The organism is Paracoccus onubensis (genome assembly GCF_003591515.1).
Classification (GTDB): Bacteria; Pseudomonadota; Alphaproteobacteria; order Rhodobacterales; family Rhodobacteraceae; genus Paracoccus; species Paracoccus onubensis.
The window spans coordinates 124,152-143,621 of the sequence record NZ_QZCG01000009.1 but is presented as its reverse complement, the minus strand read 5'-3'; the positions used below and the strand labels follow the sequence as shown (position 1 = coordinate 143,621).

Here is a 19,470-nt window from a genome sequence, read left to right as displayed (position 1 = left end):
AAGGTCTCTGACATGAACAACCCGCGTCACAATGCCCGCATCGTCTATCCCGCTACCGGCATAGAGCTGACGGCGAAGTCATGGCTGACCGAGGCGCCGCTGCGGATGCTGATGAACAATCTGCATCCGGACGTGGCAGAAAATCCGCATGAGCTTGTCGTTTACGGCGGTATCGGTCGCGCGGCCCGCACCTGGGCCGATTTTGACAGGATCTGCGACAGTTTGCGCGAACTTGAAGCCGATGAGACCTTGCTGGTGCAATCGGGCAAGCCGGTCGGCGTGTTCCGCACGCATGAGGATGCGCCCCGCGTGCTGATCGCGAATTCGAACCTCGTGCCGCATTGGGCGACCTGGGAGCATTTCAACGAACTCGACCGAAAGGGGTTGATGATGTACGGCCAGATGACGGCCGGGTCATGGATCTATATCGGCACGCAGGGCATCGTTCAGGGCACCTATGAAACCTTTGCCGAAGCCGGACGCCAGCATTACGATGGCGATCTGTCTGGCAGATGGATCCTGACCGGCGGGCTGGGTGGCATGGGCGGTGCGCAGCCGCTGGCTGCCGTCTTCGCCGGTGCCTGCTGCCTGGCGGTCGAGGTGGACGAGAGCCGGATCGATTTTCGTATCCGCACGAAGTATCTGGATGCCAAGGCCACCACGCTTGACGAGGCATTGGCGCTGATCGCCGACTGGACCGCTAGAGGCGAGGCGAAATCGGTCGGTCTGCTTGGCAACGCGGCCGAGATCTTTCCCGAAATCCATCGCCGGATGGCGGCGGGCGAGGCGCTGCCCAACGGCCGCCCCGATATCGTGACCGACCAGACCTCGGCCCATGATCCGCTGCATGGCTATTGCCCGGCGGGCTGGGCCGTGGGCGACTGGCATGCGCGGCAGGAAACAGCCCCCGAACAGGTGGTGAAGGCTGCCAAAGCCTCGATGCGCGATCAGGTCAAGGCGATGGTGGGCTTTCACGAAGCCGGTGTGCCGACAGTGGATTACGGCAACAATATCCGCCAGATGGCGCAGGAAGAAGGATTGCAGAACGCCTTTGCCTTCCCCGGTTTCGTGCCCGCCTATATCCGCCCACTTTTCTGCAAGGGCATCGGGCCGTTCCGTTGGGTGGCGCTGTCCGGAAACCCCGAGGATATACGCAAGACCGACGAGGCGATGAAGAAGCTATTTCCGGACAACAGCCATTTGCATCGCTGGCTGGATATGGCGGGCGAGCGGATTGCCTTTCAGGGCCTGCCGGCGCGGATCTGCTGGATCGGCCTTGGGGAGCGTCACCGCGCCGGTCTGATGTTCAACGAAATGGTTCGCAATGGCGAGTTGCAGGCCCCGGTGGTGATCGGGCGCGACCATCTCGATTCGGGATCGGTCGCCAGCCCCAACCGCGAGACCGAGGCGATGATGGATGGATCGGACGCGGTGTCCGACTGGCCGCTGCTGAACGCAATGCTGAATGTGGCCGGGGGCGCCACCTGGGTCAGTCTGCATCACGGAGGCGGCGTCGGTATGGGCTTTTCACAGCATTCCGGCGTCGTCATCGTTTGTGACGGGACCCGGGCCGCCGACAGGCGCTTGGAGCGAGTATTGTGGAACGACCCTGCAACCGGCGTCATGCGCCACGCCGATGCGGGTTATGACATCGCCAGGGATTGCGCGCGCGAACAGGAGCTGCACCTGCCTGCGATCCTTGGATGAGGGGCGTTTACCCGCTGAGTGGTCGGAAATTTCACCAATGGAAAAATGGGCAGGGCGAGACGGCGGAAATCCTTGTCTTGCCTGTCGATGCCGGGTTTGACGGTTTCGACTGGCGGATCTCGACCGCCATTGTTGCCTGTGATGGCCCGTTTTCCACCTTTCCCGGCGTGGATCGGATGCTGACGGTGATCGAGGGCGGGCCGATATGGCTGACAGTGGCGGGGCAGGAATATCGCATTGACTCCACCAGCCCTCCATTGAGTTTTCCGGGTGATACCGCATGCGAAGCGCGGCTGGAGGGCAAGGCGGTACTGAATTTCAACGTGATGCTGCGCAGGCCCTTTCGTGCCAAGATGATCAGAGGGCCGCTTGAGCCGGTGCAGGTCGCGGCGCGGGCACGGCTTGCACTGCTGCTTGAGAATCGCGCCGGGTTGTCGCGCCTGGATCTGGTTGATCTGGATCGTGCCGATCCCGATCTGGCCGTCGCACTGTCGGAAGGCATGGCGATCTCGGTTGTCATATTTGACTGAAGGTCAGCCGGGTTCCGCACCGCTGCCGGGGCCGAATTGCGCGACAAGCTGGTGTCGGTCGCCGGGATAGGTCTGCGTTGCCAGCGTCACCCATTGCCCGGAGGTTTCGGTGCGCCGCGTCACCTCAAGGCAGGCGCTGCCGGTGGCAAGGCCCAGATCCCGCGCCACCAGCCCCGAGGCGGGCACCGCGCGGATGCGATGTTCGGCCGAACTCCACGGGATTTCACGGACGAGCCATGCTCCGGGGGCGAGTTGATGGAAATCCACCCCGGTCGCGGCGGGGGCGATATCGGCATTGATGATCCGCCTTTCATGGCAGAAGGGAAGATCGCCCGCGTAATGCACCCCGCGCAGCGCCAGCACATTCAGGCTGTGATCCCTGATCCGGGCGGCCAGCACCTCTTGCGGCAGCGGCGGGCGCAGACTGCGCTCCTGCAGATCGAACCGCCAGGCCAGTCCCATCGCAGCCACTTCGGCCTCGATATCCGCGATTTCCATCACCGCGGCCTGTGTCATCGGCCGCGCGACGAAGGTGCCCAGCTTGCGCCGCCGGACAAGGAAGCCTTCACGCGTCAATTGGGCCAGAACCTTGTTCATCGTCATGCGCGACACACCATGACGTTCTGCAAGCTGGATTTCGAAGGGTAATTGGAACCCGGGCTGCCATTCGCCGCCGGTGATGCGGTTGCGCAATTCGGTCAGGATGCGGTCGTGATGGGTGACGCGTGGTCTGTTTTCGTCCCTGCTCATGGCATCCTCTTGTCTGAACCGGCTGAAGGTTAAGGGATCGGTTTCCGGTGGTCTACCGGGGCAATGCGATTGGTGATGCCAAAATGACACCCATCTTGCCTGGCGGGTTGTCACGCCCGGAAGAGATGAAGATGAACCCGAGCCTGTCCGCCTTGGTGTTTTTGTCGTCAGGCAGAAACCCGGCTAGCCGCCTGCTATGCAGTGACCGGCCAAAGCGCAAGTTTAGTTTCCCCGGATCGCGATTTGGAGAACGTCCCTTCACATATCGTGACACATTTAGAATGGCTCGGGCAGTCATGTGCGGATAATCTACAGTTAAGCAGTCGTCTTTTCGTAGATATCTGTTCCGACCACCACCGGCCCGGTTCGGCCAGACATGAAGGGACGTCCTGATTGCGTGGAATTTCGATGGCCATGTCCGGGCTTGGCCGCATGTCTGAAACAATATCAGCGGAGACGTGATATGCTTGACGCGGTAAAGAAAGTCTCCAGAGTTCTGAAGCAAGAGGGCGTGACCGGTGCGGTCAATCGCGTGAAATACAGGCGTGATAACTTGCTCATGACCGAGCGTGCGCACATGCCTTTGCAAAGCTTCACAGTCTCGGGAAAAGGCAGGTTGAAAGCGCGTTTTCTTGCCGAGTTGGCGCGGCATGGTCTGTTGGGCGCAGCGACCGCAACGACGACCGGCAGGAAACTTGTCTTCAACCCCGATCGTGAAGATTTTAACGGCAGAGACGGGGTCACCGTTGTGCTGGAGGACGATTATCTTGATGCGATACCAAACCTTGGTGACGACGCTCTTGCCAGATTATTCCCCGGTTGTCCGCTGATAGTGACCTCGGGTGCCGGGCTGAAAAAAGCGGTCGCGGCAGGTGCCGAACTGCGCAATGTCACACTGGTGCCCACCGATGAGTCCGCAAATGAGACACGATTGGCGATTGGTCGCTGGCTTGTCTATGCCGGCGCGTTGCCGCCGGACATTTATTTTGCGGATCTCATGGCATTCGGCGCTCCGATCCGCAACCGCAATTGTGTCTGTATCAGCCTGCCTGAATACCACAGCAGGCGCGAAACATTTCAGGATGATGTCGATCCGAAGTTCAAATTCTTCAATGGGCTGAGGATGCTTCCGGCGTGGAAGGGCTGCGCCTGGAGCTATAAGGTCATCGCCGCCAAGGCACTGCAATCAGGTGCCCGTCGTCTGACGATATGCGAGGATGACGCTTCTTTCGGGCGGGATTTCCCACGTTACTACGCCGCGATCAACCGCTATCTGGACCGGACGCGCTGGGATGTGTTTAACGGCGTGATGACGCGTGTATCGGGCAGAGCCGATATCATGCTGCAAAAACCGATGGGTGATGCCAGCATCATTCACACGTCGCATATGATGGGGATGGTCTTCAACGTCTATAACAGGACGGCACTGGAATGGATGGCTGACTGGAATCCTGACGAAGGTGGTGCCGAGACCAATACGATCGACGAATGGCTGAACGCAATGCCGGGACTAAGGGTGGTTTCCGCGGTGCCCTTTGTTGCCGGTCATCGAGAGGACGTCCATTCGACGATCTTTGGTTTCAAGAATATACGCTACAGCGGCATGATCAGTGCAACAGAGCAGAAGATTCTGTCGCAGCTGAAACCGGTTTGAGCCGTAGCCGTCAGGCTGAATCGCGTCTGCCTGAGATCTTCCTGTAGTAACTGACGGCCTTGTCGCGCAGCTTGTTCCTGAGAAATCTGGGGGCGGGCCACTGAAAGAACCGTTCGTCCCGCAGTTTAGTGACCGCTTCTCCCGGGATGTCATCGACGGGGCAGCGCTGCTGGTTTGCCAGATAGGCCATGATCGCTGCAGCGCTGCCCAGTTCCATCCATGTCGGTTCCATCCGGATCGAGCCGAACGCAACATGGGTCGCCGCCACTCCGCAGACAGAAAAGAAGTTCCGGCAATCCGCGGGCTCCGGCAGGATGATCCATTTTGGAAGAGAATACCGGTAGGCATCCTGCGTAAAGAACATTCCTTCGCGCACGATGTTGGTACCGCTGTGGTTCGCTCGCCAATGCACCGGTTTGCAGTCCAGATGATATTTCGCCTCGCAAATAGCATCTGCGCGGCATGCCCCTCCGCTTTCGATGTCCTGCTGCCGGAAGATGTGCCGGTTCACCAGCCGGCGCCCTTCGCGCACATAGACGTCAGGGGGAATATGATCGGTACTGCCATATTCATCCGCGGGCAGGCCAAATTCGCCGAAGAAATCGCGCACACCCTGCGGCACGGAACTGTCGTTCTGGATGAAATACAAAAGCGCCCGTGTATAGCGGGAAAACGCGTGCGCCATCTCCTGACGCTTGTCATATGTGGCGGTAACCCATCCCTGCGTCAGCATGGGATTGTTGAGTGGTGCCGCCGGGCCCGAGTTCATGTCGAACTTGCCGTTCGGCAGTTCGGCCAGATTGAAATAGGCCGATTTGAAAGTCGTGCCCATCATGGGGATATCTTTCGATGCAACCCGGCCAGTGCGTATGCCTTTGCTGATACGGCGGAAAAGCTCGAATTCGCCGAAGTCGAAATCCTTGGGTGGGGTGATTGGAATCCGATTATCCGGCCGGTTCGTCAAAGTGGGGCGGAGGCAGTAGCTTTGCACCTCGTCATCGGCGGAGCCCACCGGGTTCCGCGATACAGGGGCAATATAGGGTAAAAGTTTCCCGGTGTCCGTATGGGGAGAAACATTGTAGCCCGAGGCCCAGGGCAGCATCGAGCGAAAGGGCTGCCGCCCCGCGAAGGATTCACCGTATTCGTCCGCGGCTTCGCGGCCAAGCCGATAGCGCAGGTGAGCCAGATTTATCAGATCTCCTTCATAAGAGGCATCGACCCACCAGCGCGACGCAAGGATACGATTGTCGTTCAGGGTGCAATTGATGATCCGTGCGCTGTCGCGGCTGACGAAACGGATATCGCGCTTCTGGAACAGCTCGACCTTGCTTTCCGCCAGCATGCCGCGAAAGACCCTGAGTGCGACTTTGCTTTCGATCCGCGCAGGGAGATAGGGCAGATCGTATTCGTCGCGGACTATCCTGAAGAATTCGCGGACGACGCCGTTGACCAGTGTGGTGTTCAGGATATCCACCGCGTTCAGGCCCGAAGTCATCATGCCGCCGATACGATCAGACGGCTCGATCAGGGCCGTTCGCAGATTGAGCCGCGACGCGGTGATCGCTGCCATGATTCCGGCGGGCGTGGCACGATAAACCAGGAAATCATAGCGAGATTGAGAGTTGGAAAATGTCACTGGCCGTCGGCCTCGCTTGCTGTTTCCGTCTGAACCTGGGTGCCGCGGTTTCAAACCTGATGGATATGTGGATGCGTATCTTTATCCCCGGATAAGAACACCAAAGCGCTGATTCACGATGCAGACAAAATTATGTTGCTCCATGCGCATCATGGCCTTGAAACCGTCGCGTGCCGATTCCGAATAGGACAGGTCGTCCACGACGATGATGGATTGGGCGCCCATCCATCCGCTGAGAGATTTGAAGCTGCGCAGCATGCTGTCTTTTTCATGCATCGCGTCGACAAAAGCGAAATCGACCTGCGCGGTCCCCGCAAGGTGGCTTGGGAAGCACGCAAAATCGTCCTGCACCACGCGGGATCCCGGATCAACGAGATTGACCGAAGCCTGCGCAAGCTGCGAGTACTTCGAGATCTCGAAGGACAACAAGATGCCACCCTGTTCTTCACGGGCTGCGGCCGCAAGATACATGGAGGAAATACCAAAGCCGGCTCCGTCTTCGAGGATCAGCTTTGCATTGACGCTGCGCGCCAGATTATACAGCACGGAGCCATAGGCGGGTGAGATTGACACGATATCCGATGTGACCGCTATGGGAGGGTGCCCTGAATGGGCATTGTCATCATATGCCTCGTGCAACCGCCACGGCGCAAAATTGCGTAAGGCGACCCGGCGATGGGCAATTTCGCCCAGCGTCGCCGGATCGATCGGGGCTTCCAGCACCTCGCGAAAGCGCACGCGGTCCCATGTCGACGATTTCTCGCGTAGATAGGTCACTGGCAGGCGTGGGGAATCCAGAGCCGATTTCGGTGGATTGCACTCTTCGGTTTGTTCACGCTCGCCTGTTGGGTGGTCCATATGTCATGGCCTTCTTGGTTAATTGCAGGTTTGCCATTATATAGCCCTGTCCGGCCAGTTTTGCATCCATTCTTGCGCGGCGGCCGACACACCCGCCGTTACCGCAAAAGGAGCCGCCTCGAGCAATGCGGTCAGATCTATGGGCTTGCGGGCCAACAGGAAGCCATCCGGATGTATGACGTCATCGTCAATGATCAGGAATTGCGAAAGATCCACTTCCTTAGGAGCATGCTGGTATCCGATCGACTGATAATAGTCATCGAACTTGATGCCATCGCCATGAATCTGGGTGCTGGACGACGTGACCGTGGCGAGACATGCCGGGATACCATAGGCCTGTGCGATGATAACCCCGTGAAGCGACGAAGAGATGATACGTTCGCAATCATGCATCTCATCCAGAAATGCCTCGATTTCGGAATAGCCCAGCCGGCGGATATCGATGCGCTTCACGTCCGGCGAGACGGGGGTGGTCATGGCTTCATGGGTGAAGTGCAGGATCAGTCCGGTCTTGTGGGTCGGGTGGAGTTTGCGCGGATATAGGATCGGCAAGAGCCAGGCGGGGTCGCCGTAGATCTCGGGGCATTGGCCACCGTTTTCGATGATCAAATCCCGCGTCAATGGCCCGCGAACAGCGTGGTAATGCGCACCGGCGGCCAGAGTGTCGCGCGAGTTCGGGGTACCGCTGCCCCAGACGTGACTGCCGTCGCGGGCATATTTGATGACCGAGCCGATCGCGCATAATCCGATGCCACGTCCGGCCCATTGTGGGGGAATGCCTGTGACCTTCTCGACAATATAGGGGTTCACGATATCGCCAAGATTGCCCGGATAGGGTTGCTCCCACCAGAAAAGCTTCACCCGCTCCGCCTGCGTCAGCCCCCTTTCCCCGGCGCGCCTGTCAAGCGAGGCACGGAACAGGCGGCTGCGCGAGAAACTTATGACCGCCTCGTTTCCGGTGCTTTCGATCTGCGAGAACAGCTCATCCGCCAGCGGCCAGTCCTGCTTTTCCAGCGCCTGCAGCAGGCGAAACCGCATTGCATAGGGAAACAGATGCTCGTTGTTGCGATATAGTTCTAAATTCGTCGCCAGTACCGAAGGGTCCGAAAACTTGGCCGAGATTTCCAGCAAGCGATGATAGCTTCCGAAATCCTCGGGATCGCGCGCCAGGATTGCGTGCAGATATTCGCAGACCAATGTGCGTTTGCCTAAGCGGGCGGCGTCCGAGATCAATTCCTGAATGACTACTTTCTGGCTTTCAGGGCGAAGAATGTCGGGTGTGTGCTGAAGAACCTTTCCTTTGAATTCCTTGACGTTTCCGCTATCGCCGTGCAGGAAGTATGCACCGGGATTTTCCGGGTCCTGCGGGCGCGAGACGTCGTTGGGAGACATGATCATAAGACGCGGGCGGGCCGTGGTGCGGCGAAATGCTTCTTCAAGGATATAGTCGTCAGTGTAGTCGCCCTTGGTTTGTTGCTCGATCCGTTTGCATTCATAAAGAAGTTCCAGCGTCTCCCGGGTGTAGTTCAGGATGAGATAACCCGGATGAAAGCGCCGCGTGTAAAGGGAAAAATTTTCCTGCGGCAGAAAACGGAAACCACGCATGAAAACTGCAATGTCATAGGATTTGCTTGCGAGATTATCGATATTGCGAAGCAGTTTCGTATCGACATCAACCCACATCACCGTGCTGCGATGCTTCAACAGCATTTTGCGGTAAAAACGGACCTTGGCACGACAGATTTCGCTCCATGACGTGCCCTCTGCAAAGGTGATCGGCTGTATGTCGTGCCGCATTCCCAATGCATCGCAACGGGCGCGCAGTTCATTCGCTTTTTGTTCGTAATAGCCGCCTTCGGTGTAAAAGCTCACGATGGTGATACGTTGCCGGGATGGCTCGGTTTTCTGCCTGACCAGACGCAATATCGTTTCGGGTAGAATCCGCTTGGCGATGCGCTTCGGGAAAGAGGCCGGTGTCGGTCGAAAGGACGTCGTGAGGGTGCTTGCTTCGGTCATGATTTCAGCTTTTCCTGATCGGTTCCACCAGTGGGGCGCTGGATGGCGAATGGGAGGAGGAGGTCGACATCTTACCATTGACTGTTTCGGCTGCTGCCGCCTGATCATGTGGGACGGGTCTGCCCTGCCTGATCATCGTTGCGCCAGATCACGATGCCACTTGGTCAGCAATGCGAGGCCAAGACCAAATAGAACGGCGGCAATCACGGCGACATATACCGGCTGGACATATTCGGCGCGGTAGGTTGAGTAGAATCCGGATCGGTTGGTGCCGACGATGTGAATAAGGGGATTGAACCACAATATATTGCGGAATCCCTCGGGCATGCTGTCGAACGGAATGAAAATACAGGAGATCAGGAACAATGGGCGCGTAATGATCGCCCAGACATTGGCCCAGAGGGGAAAGCGCCGCATAAGAAAGCAGTTCGTGCAGCCGACGCCGAGCGCGAGCCCCGCCGACATCAGAAAAGCCGAGACGATCCGGGGCAGGTCCAATATCAGCTCGACATTGTCATAATAGACGATGCCGGTCAGGACGATGATACAAACCAGCGCATGTATCATGCAGGCCAGCACGAAACGCGCAACGATCGCATCGACGAAGGTCACGCCCGGATAAAACAGCAATTGTTTCGAGAACGCCAGGGATTGTGCGATCCTTCGGCTGATATCAAGAAACATCAGGAACGGCAGCAGCCCCGAGGCATAGAACAGCGCAAAGCTGGATCCCATTGGCGGCACGCGAACCGCCAGCGAAAATATCACCGTCAGAAGCGCGATGCCGCCCACCGGTTCGAGTACGGTCCAGATGAAGCCTCCCGGCGATTTGCCATATGAGGTGGACATTTCCCGAAAGATCAGCGCGCCGATGGTACGGATCGCGGGGAAACGGGTAAGCGGATGACGATAAGGCAGCAGACGTTCCAGCATCACCTAGTCCTCGTCATTATTGCTACCGGCGCCGATATTCGACAAATGGACCTCGATGGCCTGTTCCACGTCTTCGAAATATGTCAGATGCCCCTCGTGAAGCACTGCGGCGGCATTGCAGACAGAACGTATCATGCTCATCGAATGCGAGACCATGATCGCGCCGCTGTTCAGCAGGCGGTTGCGGAAATAGGCTTGGCTCTTGTCGCGGAAATTGCCATCCCCGACCGAGGTCACCTCATCCACCAGATAGGTGTCGAAATAGATGCCCATCGAGACTCCGAAAGCCAGACGCGAACGCATGCCTGACGAATAATGCCCGAAAGGCAGATACAGATGATGTCCCAGGTCGGAAAAGCGGGCGACGAAGGTCAGGAGTTTGTCGGCATTGACATTATAGACGCGGGCTATGAAGCGCGTGTTCTGCGCTCCGGTCAGTTCGGGATGGAAACTGCCCGCAAAGCCGACCGGCCACGAGACGCTTCCCGTGGTCGCCACCTTGCCGTGATCCGGGCGCACCACTCCTGCGATCATTCGCAACAATGTGGACTTCCCCGCACCATTCTGTCCCAGAAGACCGATGCTGGCGCCGGACGGGAAGGTCACGTTGACATCGCGGGCAACCACTGTGGTGCGGCCATTGACGGTGAAGCTTTTTGATAAGTTTTCCAGCCTGATCATCAGTGACGGTCACGGTTGCTATAGCCGATCAGCACAAGGCTGAGCCAGCCGATGAAGATGAAGGTGACGGCCAGAACGGTGATCATCAGCCGCCGCGGGCGGGTCGCCGTCTCGGCGAGCGTGGGCTCGACGAAAGTTGCCAGATAGCGGCTGTCCTGTTCCGATTTCGACCGTGCCGCTTCTACGCCGCCAAGCGCGATGGAATAGCTTTTCTCCGCGAGTTCCAGATCGAGTTGCAGCTTGGTATATTTATCGACGACGGTACTGAACTTGACGTCGCCCGTCGTGTCGCCGCCATAGCGCTGCTGTTCCTGCTCGATCCGACGCTGCAGGACGTCGACGCGCATTTCTGCCTGATTGATGCGCACATCAGCCGTACCCTGCTCGCGCAGGGTTTCAAGCTGGACCATTGCTTCGGTCATCTCCTGCGACAGGCTGGTGATGATGGTCGCGTTGGTGGTAATGAGCGCTTGCGGATCGATGAGTTTGTACTCATCGCGGAACTGCGCCAGGGCTATCCGCGCATCGGCAAGTTGCTCTTCCGTCTGCTTCAGATCACGCCGGGCATAACGCAAGGTATTGTCTCGCGCTTCGTCCGAGATCGTGTTGACGAGCCGGCCCGCCGCCCTGTGAATGCTTTGCGCAATCAGATTGGCGTCTTTTGACGTAAAGGCGCGAACTTCAATCTCGATCATTCCCGTGGCGGAATCCACGCTGATCGTGACCATTCGCTGCCAATATGCGACCAGTTCCTCGAGGCTGGAGTTCTCGCCAAGCGTGAAGAACCGGTCGCCCTCGGGCTTGGTATAAAGGGCCCGCAATCCGATTTCCCGATCCAGCTTGTTGACGAAATTCGGACTACGCAGGTATTTATAGAGGATCTGCGCATCGGTCGTCGTATTGCCCACCGACGGAAGCCCGAACCCGGCAAGAATACCCAGATTCTGCGCCTCTTCGTCACGCACCACAAATGAAACTTCCGAGACATATTGATCCCTGGCGATCAGGAACATGTAAGTGGTGACAAGCAGGGCGGGCAAAGCAAATAGCAGCAAGAAGCTGCCAATCACCAGCGTGTGCCTTTTGGCCCAGCCCGCTTGTCCGACAGGTGCCGGGATACGTGGGTTTGCGGATTTTACGCGCAATGGAGGATCAAGATCTTTCAAGGTTTACCGTCCATTCTTGCGTTCGGGGTTGGATATCCCGTCATAGACGGCTACGGCATCGGTCAGTGCCGCTTCGACCTCATCCATAGCGGCAGCAGGAATCCGATCTTCGTGAACGAGATATTCAAGCGCGCGATGACGCAGGTCGTGGCCGATGCTTTGCGGCATGCGTTCCGGCAGACCGACACCGGCGGCATAATCGCGATATTTGAGGTTGTCGCCGCTAACCGCGTCCTCGAATCCTTCAAAGGTAATGAGGGCGACGGGAATGCCGTAAGCCTGACAGGTGATATAGATGTGCATCGCGCTGGTCAGCACCGCATCATATTGCAGAAGCGTTCCGATCAATGCCTCGATATCGCTGCGGCGGGATACCAGAACGGAATGTTCGTCAACATTTTCGGGCAACCGCAAAGAGATGTTGCGATGTGCAAAATGACGTATCAGCGCCAATCGCCCGTTCGTCCTGTGGCGCTTCAGCGGGATAAGCCGGGGTAGAATCGCCGCCGGATCGCCAAAGCGGTCTATTTTCCGACCTCCTGCCTCGGCAACAAGCTTGGCGGAATATGGTCCTCGCAGCGAGATATAGGTGGCATTCGGCGCGATGCTGGTATCTGCACGGCTGAAACCGGTTCCCGCAAGGACGGAGCTGCGCTGTGCGAACCGCCCGACAGAACCCACTGCCATGAGATGAGGCGCTGCATTCATCTCGTCAGGGCGCTGAAAACGCACGGGCCGGTCGAACAGCCCTTGCAGGATCAGGGGCGAAAGCCAGTCTCCGTAATTCCCGGGATAGGGTTTGTCCCACCATAGCAGGGGCAAAGCATCGCCTTTCGGGGATGTGGCGTAATCCAGTAACGCGAATGCCGCCCCGATCACGACGCGGTCGGCATTTCCCAACAGACGGCGCGAGGTGATATCTGCAATCCGGGTGTGAACCGCGTCATGACGACCTTCACGCGCATCATGTATGATGTTGTAAATACTGCGCGGCGACAATTGCCGCGAAGCGGGCAAGCTTGGCGACAGATATTCCGTCAGCCCGATTTCGTCCGAGAGTCTGCGCAACGGAATGGCGACACGCTGGGGCAGGGCGGTCTGCACCTGCCGCGCGGCTTTCAAAGCCATTGCCTTCATTTCAGGCCTTAGCCTGCTGCCATTATGCGTGGCGCTAGAACGATTATGCTGGGCCGCCAGCCCCTTGAAGGCTGTGACATTGCCACTGGAGCCGAAATAGAAGAAGGGGCGGCGTTCGCCTTCAGAGAAGTTCGCGCGTCCCAGCAACGCCGATGACGGGATCATCTGGAAGGTGAGGCGTTCGGCATTTTTGCGCCATGCTTCTTCGAAAAAGAAATCATCCGTCGCACGCAGACTTATGTTGTTACAGGCCGCATAGGCATCGCGAATATAATCGCGCGCCGCCGGAGTCGTGTTGATGCCCCAGAAACATGGCTCCCAGAAGCGGGATGTGTTGGAATATCCGATCCGCATCGGATGGCCGAAGCCGCGCTGGAAACCGATGATATCGGCTGAAAAATCTGAAACGAAATCCGGTAGATAATCGATGTCGCAATCGATATCGATCCAGAAAATCTTGCGATGGGGGTTCCGCTCGCAGACCGAATGCAGGAAAGGGATCTTCTTACGGCAGATTTCCAGCCATTCTTCGCCCGGTGCCTTGGGCACTTCCGCAATTTCATGGGCGATGCCCAGACGATCAAGCGAGTTCCGCAACGTTGCCGCCGACTGTGCATAATAGTCGTCCGGCGTATGGAATGAGCAGAAAAGGACTTCTGGTGAAATCGGTGCGCCGAAATGCATGATCTGGGTTCCGCTTTCGGCTCGTACAGGTATCTGCAAAATTATCACCACTCTTGCAATTTTCGCCTCTATTTTAGGTTGAAACTGCGTCTGTCAGCAATAGATGGGCTGAAAAGAGACAAAAACTTGCAAATTTTACCAAATTTCAGCGAAATTTATTCATCGATGTGGCTGCTGCAAAAAGTTTTATATTCTTTGAGCGGCTCCAACAGGTTTTTCGTACCTCTCGGCAGCGCCTTCCGGACGGCCCTGATCGCGAATTTTGAAAATTTAGGCCGATTTGTGCTCATTCGCCTTCTGGCGGTCACGTGCGATCGGAACGACGCGCATTCGTAAATGCCGGGATGGCTTTCCCTTCGCATCCAGAAGCTCGATGTGAATCGCGACAATTGATCGTCGGGCCGGTTTTCTTTTCTTCCCATAATAAAAACGAGGTCAGAGGGCAAAGTTCCTTTTCTTGCGCGAACTGCCCCCTGCAAGCCAGATGGAGGGCGGAAAGCGGGGTAGATCAATGCCGATGGAATTGCTGAAATACGGGTTGAGACGGGGGCATCGGCCCTATGGCGACATTCCCGCGACCCCCGATCTGCGCAAGCGATATGATGTGGTGATCATCGGCGGCGGCGGGCATGGGTTGGCGGCGGCCTATTACCTGTCGCATTATCACGGCATTTCCGACATCGCAGTGCTGGAAAAAGGCTATCTCGCCGGGGGCAATACGGCGCGGAACACGACGACGATCCGGTCGAACTATCTGACTCTGCCCTCGATCGAATTCTATCGCGAGGGCCTGTCGCTGTTTGAAAACATGTCGCAGGAGCTTGGCTTCAATGTGATGTTCTCGCAGCGGGGTCAGTTGACGCTGGCCCATTCCGACGCGGCGATGCGCAGTTTTCGGCTGCGTGCGGAAATGGGCAAGCATGCCGGCATTCGCGCCGAGGTCGTCGATGCCAGGACGGTGCAGACACTGTGCCCGCATGTGAACATGGATTTCGGCGGCCAGCACGAGGTCCTGGGCGGGTTATGGCATGCAGATGGCGGTACCGCGCGCCATGATGCCGTGGCCTGGGGCTATGCCAAGCGGGCCGCCGAAAAGGGCGTCGAGATCCATCAGCGCACGGAGGTCACGGGCTTCGGCATCACCGGCAGCCGCGTGACCGAGTTGCATACCAATCGCGGCACCATCGTGGCGGGGCAGGTCCTGCAAGCGGCGGGTGGGATGAACGGGCGTATCGGGGAAATGGCCGGGATCCGGTTGCCGATCCGGAATTTTCCTTTGCAGGCCATGGTAACGCAGCCGCTGAAACCTTTCATGGATATCCTGCTGTCATCCTCGAATCTGCACACTTATCTGGTGCAGTCCTCGCGCGGGGAGATCGTGATCGGCGGCGGAACCGATCCCTATCAGTTGATCTCCACGCGCTCCAGCCTGCCGCAGAAAGAGGCGCTGGCGACCGGCGCGCTGCAGCTGATGCCCTTCCTGCATAATGTCAAGATTTTGCGGCAATGGGCCGGGATCACCGATATCACGCCCGATTTCAGCCCGATCATGGGAGCGTCGCCCCTGCAGAATTACTGGCTTGATGCCGGATGGGGGACATGGGGGTTCAAGGCGACGGCGGTGGCCGGAAAACGCATGGCGGAAACCATCGCGACGGGGCGGGTGCCGGATCTTCTGACGCCCTTTGCTCTGGCGCGTTTCGAACGGTTCGAGCTGTTGAACGAAATGGGCGCCACGGCTGCCGGGCATTAGGAACAGGCGATGAAAATCATGACTTGCCCGGTGAACGGGCCCCGCAACATCTCGGAATTCCAGTGGCTTGGTCCCGTCCATGATGCGTCCGAGGCGACGGATGAAAACCTGATCACCCGCCTGTTTCATGCGCCCAATCCGATGGGTGTATTGCGTGAATGGTGGCGTCATACGCCGTCCAGCACCGTGTTCATCGCCGAACGCAATCTGATCACCGATGAAATCCTGCGGACCTATCTGCAAAGGCCGGACGCAGACAAACCACAGATGAATCCATGAGCGCAGCATGATGAACAGACTTGGCAATGGCTGGGGCAGCCGCATCGACCGCAGCGCCCATATCGGCTTTACCTTCGAGGGACGCAGCATGGCGGCCCATCCCGGCGATACCATCGCCAGCGCGCTGGCCGCGAATGGCGAGTGGATCCTGTCGCGATCCTTCAAGTATCACCGTCCACGCGGCATCCTGACCATGGCGGGACAGGATGCCAATACGCTGGTCCAGATCGGGGATGAGGCCAATGCGCGCGCCGATCTGCGCCCGGTCACCGAGGGCATCTCGGTCATGCCGCAGAATGTCAGCGGCAGTCTGCGCCGGGATCGGGGACGCATCATCGATCATCTGGGCCGCTTCCTGCCGGTGGGTTTTTATTATCGCAGCTTCTTCGGCCCCGGCCGGAACAGCTGGTTGAAATGGTGGGAGCCGATCATCCGCAAATCCGCCGGGCTTGGCGTGGTCAACCTTGATCCGGCGCCACGCCGCTATCTCAAGGAAACCCGGTATTGCGATGTGCTGGTGGTGGGCGCGGGACCCGCGGGTCTGGCCGCCGCGATCCGCGCGGCCGAGGCGGGGGCGGATGTGCTTCTGGTTGAAAAAGAACCCGATCTGGGCGGTGCGCTGACCTATGCCCGCTTTGACGTCGAAACCGCTGACGCGGCCGAAAAGCTGGCCGGTCTTGGGGACAGGGCAGCGATGTTGCCGAATCTCACCGTCCTGCCGGGCGCGACCTGCAACGGGTATTTCACCGATCACTGGATGCCGGTCCTGTATGGTGACCGCCTGATCCGTATTCGTGCCTCGGAACTGGTACTGGCGACGGGGGCGCATGAACAGCCTCTGACATTTCGCAATAACGACCTGCCGGGGGTGATGCTTTCCTCGGCTGCTCAACGGCTGATGCGGCATTACGCTGTGCGCCCCGGTCAGCGAGCGGTGGTTTATGCTTGCGATCGCGACGGCTATCTGACGGCGCTGGATCTTGACGATGCGGGCCTGCAGATTGCCGCCGTCGTTGATCCCGAGGTCGGGGATCGCGATGGGTTGTCAGTCGAACTGGCCCGGCGTGGGATTCGGGTCATGCGCGGTTGCCGTATTCTTCAGGCGCGGGGCAACCTGCATCTGAAGGCGGTCGAGATTCAGGACGGCAAAGGTGCCGGAACCAGGCTGGATTGCGATCTGCTGGTCATGGCCGGGGGTTATACGCCGGGCTATCAGCTTGCGTTGCATGCCGGGGCGCGGCTGTCCTCGGATGACAGCGGTACGCATTTCTCGATCACCGATGTGCCGGCCCATATCCATCTTGCCGGAGCGGTGGCGGGCCTGTTCGATCTGGCCGCGGTGATCGCCAGCGGCGAGATCGCCGGGACAAGGGCTGCAGCAGGGTTGGGGTTGGCTGTCGCGCCGGATCTGCCTCCGGTGCAGACCGGATGGCGGCGAGTGACACCTTTGCTGGCACATCCGAAAGGCCGCGATTTCGTTGATTTCGACGAGGATTTGCAGGTCAAGGATATCGAAAATACCGTCGCCGACGGTTATCGTGAGCTGGAACTGGTCAAACGCTATTCCACCGTTGGCATGGGTCCGTCGCAGGGTCGCCATGCCGCGCTGGCGACGGCGCGAATCGTCGCCCGGAAGACCGCACGCAGTCTGGCCGAGATCGGTATCACCACTTCGCGCCCACCCTTCGGCCCCGAAAAGCTGGGTCTGCTGGCCGATACCACGCCCGAGCGGTATCGCCACACCGCGCTGCATGCCGCGCATCTGGCTGCGGGCGCGAGGATGATGCCGGTCGGCGCATGGTGGCGTCCTTTCGTCTATCCGGGGCAGGATTCTGTGGCCGATGCGATCCGTCGCGAAATCCGCATGGTCCGCGAGGCAGCGGGGATGCTGGACGTATCGACCCTTGGCAAGCTGGAACTGCGCGGGCCGGATGCGGCGGTCTTTCTCGATCGTGTCTATACGATGGCGCATGCCTCGCAGCCCGTTGGCCGGGTCCGTTACTGCCTTGCCCTGAACGAGATGGGCTCGATCCTGGATGACGGCGTGGCCTTTCGGCTGGCGGAGGACCATTTCTATGTCACGGCCACCACAGGCGCGGTCGAGCGGCTTTATGCCGAGATGATGCTGCAAAAGACCATCCACGGCATGAATGTCGATATCCAGAACGTTACCGCAGCCTTTGCGGCGATCAACCTGACCGGTCCCCGCGCACGCGAGGTGCTGCAACGCCTGTCCGGCACGCTGGATTTCAGCCGCGAGGGCTTTGCCTTTCTGGATGGCCGCAGGGGCGAACTAGTGGGCTGTCCGGTCCGGGTCATGCGGATCGGCTTTACCGGCGAACTCAGCTATGAAATCCATCTGCCGCAATCCCATGCGGCGGGTCTTTGGGCGGCACTGCTCGAGGCGGGCGCGGATCTGGGCCTGCGACCTTATGGGCTTGAAGCCTCGCGTATCCTGCGGCTGGAAAAGGGTCATATCATCATCGGTCAGGATACCGATGCGCTGACCACGCCGGATGAGTTGGATATGGGGTGGGCATTATCGCGCAAAAAGCCTTTCTACATGGGCAAGGCCGCAATCGAACGGCGAAGGAGGCTTGGCGAGAAGCGCTGCCTTTGCGGTTTCGTTCTGCCGGGCGAGAATATGGCGGAGATAGGGGAATCCTCATTGGTGCTGAAGGAGGGACATCCCGTCGGTCATGTTACCTCATTCGGGTATTCGCCCAGCCTGGCGAAATGGATCGGACTTGCCTATGTCGCGCCCGATCAGGCCGGGCCGGGAGCGCAGATCAGGTTGCGCGGCTTTACAGGGGCCGAGATCGACGCAGAGGTCACGGCTTTGCCTTTCTATGACGCAGAGAATACAAGGCAGGAGATGTAAATGACCCCGCATATCATACCGGCCCGGAACTGGCCGCTTGAAAATCGGCTGCCCTTGCTGGCCACTTGGCCGGCGGATCGGCGGAACCGGCTGCTCGATCTGTCCGCATTACCGCGTTTCGGATTGCGCGGCCCCGGCACCACCGCGTGGCTGATTGCTTGTGGTTACCCTCTACCGGAAAGCATGGATCACGCGATCGAAACCGATGGCATGACCATCGCCCGGCTGGGCGCGGAAGAGTTTGTCATTCTGGCCGATCCCATCGCCGGATCGCCCCGGCTGGCGCAATTGCGGCGGGAATGGCGGGATGCGCCCGATCCCAGGGGATTTGACGCCTATCGAGAGGAAAGCTGGTGCTGGCTGAACCTGTCCGGACCGGCTGTGCCCGAGGCATTGCCGCTTCTGACCGGGATTGACAGCCGGATCCATGTCTTCGGGCCGGGGACAGTGATGCAGACGCGTGCCATGCATATGGATGCGGTGCTGATCCGCAATGAACGAGGTGGCCAGCCGGGGCTGGATATGCTGTTCGATATTGCCTCATCCGAATATGCGGCAGATTTCATTGCGGATATCCTGCCGGATTTCGGGATGGGCCGATTGGCGGGCTGATCGTCCGCCCTGCACCAAAAGCCGAAGCAAAACCTGATTGATCTGATGAGCTGGGAGAAGAGCGTGTCGCGCTGAATCGGAAACGCCGGTTATTTGCGTCCCGCGATGGCCGGGGGCGCTGCCCCCGGACCCCTGAGGTATTTGGACAAAGAAGAAGCAGAGGAGAAGGAAAGGAAGCGAAGCCGGGCGGGCG

General features: G+C 58.8%; 15 protein-coding genes. 7 read left to right on the top strand and 8 right to left on the bottom strand.

Translation table 11 applies throughout. The features are described 5' to 3' along the window. Positions 1-12 precede the first annotated feature (12 nt). Together hutU and D3P04_RS14055 are read left to right on the top strand one after the other, a co-directional pair. Positions 13-1,707 carry a urocanate hydratase gene (hutU, locus tag D3P04_RS14060; RefSeq protein ID WP_119749950.1) on the top strand — a complete coding sequence of 565 codons (1,695 nt, stop codon included), beginning with the start codon at positions 13-15 and terminating at the stop codon, positions 1,705-1,707. Further along, positions 1,704-2,237, top strand: coding sequence for a HutD/Ves family protein (locus tag D3P04_RS14055; protein ID WP_119749948.1), 534 nt, complete (start codon positions 1,704-1,706; stop codon positions 2,235-2,237). The genes hutU and D3P04_RS14055 overlap by 4 nt, the downstream gene beginning before the upstream one ends. Before the next feature lie 3 nt (positions 2,238-2,240). Here D3P04_RS14055 and D3P04_RS14050 read toward each other — a convergent pair whose 3' ends face one another. Further along, a complete protein-coding gene (locus D3P04_RS14050) occupies positions 2,241-2,987 on the bottom strand; it encodes a UTRA domain-containing protein (protein ID WP_119749946.1) in 747 nt (248 codons plus the stop codon). 463 nt (positions 2,988-3,450) lie between these two features. On the opposite strand from D3P04_RS14050, the gene D3P04_RS14045 reads away from it, so the two are divergent. Beyond that, complete coding sequence (locus D3P04_RS14045; protein ID WP_119749944.1) at positions 3,451-4,641, top strand: glycosyltransferase family 25 protein; 1,191 nt, start codon at positions 3,451-3,453, stop codon at positions 4,639-4,641. A 10-nt stretch (positions 4,642-4,651) separates the two neighbouring features. Here the strand turns inward: D3P04_RS14045 and D3P04_RS14040 are convergent, their stop codons facing one another. The 7 genes from D3P04_RS14040 to D3P04_RS14010 form a co-directional block, all read right to left on the bottom strand. Further along, positions 4,652-6,277, bottom strand: a complete 1,626-nt coding sequence (locus tag D3P04_RS14040; protein WP_119749942.1) for an FAD-dependent oxidoreductase — start codon at positions 6,275-6,277, stop codon at positions 4,652-4,654. Between the two features lie 81 nt (positions 6,278-6,358). Further along, positions 6,359-7,135, bottom strand: coding sequence for a class I SAM-dependent methyltransferase (locus D3P04_RS14035; protein ID WP_119749940.1), 777 nt, complete (start codon positions 7,133-7,135; stop codon positions 6,359-6,361). A gap of 36 nt (positions 7,136-7,171) precedes the next feature. Next, positions 7,172-9,151 (bottom strand): polysaccharide pyruvyl transferase family protein, encoded by a 1,980-nt coding sequence (locus tag D3P04_RS14030; protein ID WP_182912864.1) that lies wholly within the window; start codon positions 9,149-9,151, stop codon positions 7,172-7,174. Positions 9,152-9,283: 132 nt separating this feature from the next. After that, positions 9,284-10,084: an ABC transporter permease gene (locus D3P04_RS14025; RefSeq protein ID WP_119749936.1), complete on the bottom strand. Its 801-nt coding sequence runs from the start codon at positions 10,082-10,084 to the stop codon at positions 9,284-9,286. Positions 10,085-10,087: 3 nt separating this feature from the next. Continuing rightward, a complete protein-coding gene (locus D3P04_RS14020; RefSeq protein WP_119749934.1) occupies positions 10,088-10,765 on the bottom strand; it encodes an ABC transporter ATP-binding protein in 678 nt (225 codons plus the stop codon). Further along, positions 10,765-11,835, bottom strand: coding sequence for a hypothetical protein (locus D3P04_RS14015; protein WP_182912863.1), 1,071 nt, complete (start codon positions 11,833-11,835; stop codon positions 10,765-10,767). The genes D3P04_RS14020 and D3P04_RS14015 overlap by 1 nt, the downstream gene beginning before the upstream one ends. 99 nt (positions 11,836-11,934) lie before the next feature. Next, positions 11,935-13,752, bottom strand: a complete 1,818-nt coding sequence (locus tag D3P04_RS14010) for a polysaccharide pyruvyl transferase family protein (RefSeq protein WP_119749930.1) — start codon at positions 13,750-13,752, stop codon at positions 11,935-11,937. Positions 13,753-14,263: 511 nt separating this feature from the next. On the opposite strand from D3P04_RS14010, the gene D3P04_RS14000 reads away from it, so the two are divergent. Genes D3P04_RS14000 through D3P04_RS13985 form a run of 4 tightly spaced genes read left to right on the top strand, consistent with a single transcriptional unit; the run spans position 14,264 to position 19,277 of the window. Next, on the top strand, positions 14,264-15,505 hold the full coding sequence (locus D3P04_RS14000) for an FAD-dependent oxidoreductase (RefSeq protein ID WP_119749927.1): 1,242 nt from the start codon (positions 14,264-14,266) through the stop codon (positions 15,503-15,505). Positions 15,506-15,514: 9 nt separating this feature from the next. After that, the gene (locus D3P04_RS13995) at positions 15,515-15,784 is read left to right on the top strand and encodes a sarcosine oxidase subunit delta (RefSeq protein ID WP_119749926.1); all 270 of its coding nucleotides are present in this window, start codon (positions 15,515-15,517) and stop codon (positions 15,782-15,784) included. Positions 15,785-15,791: 7 nt separating this feature from the next. After that, positions 15,792-18,665 (top strand): FAD-dependent oxidoreductase, encoded by a 2,874-nt coding sequence (locus D3P04_RS23880; RefSeq protein WP_220475342.1) that lies wholly within the window; start codon positions 15,792-15,794, stop codon positions 18,663-18,665. Beyond that, on the top strand, positions 18,666-19,277 hold the full coding sequence (locus tag D3P04_RS13985; protein ID WP_119749924.1) for a hypothetical protein: 612 nt from the start codon (positions 18,666-18,668) through the stop codon (positions 19,275-19,277). It begins immediately after the preceding gene. Positions 19,278-19,470 lie beyond the last annotated feature (193 nt).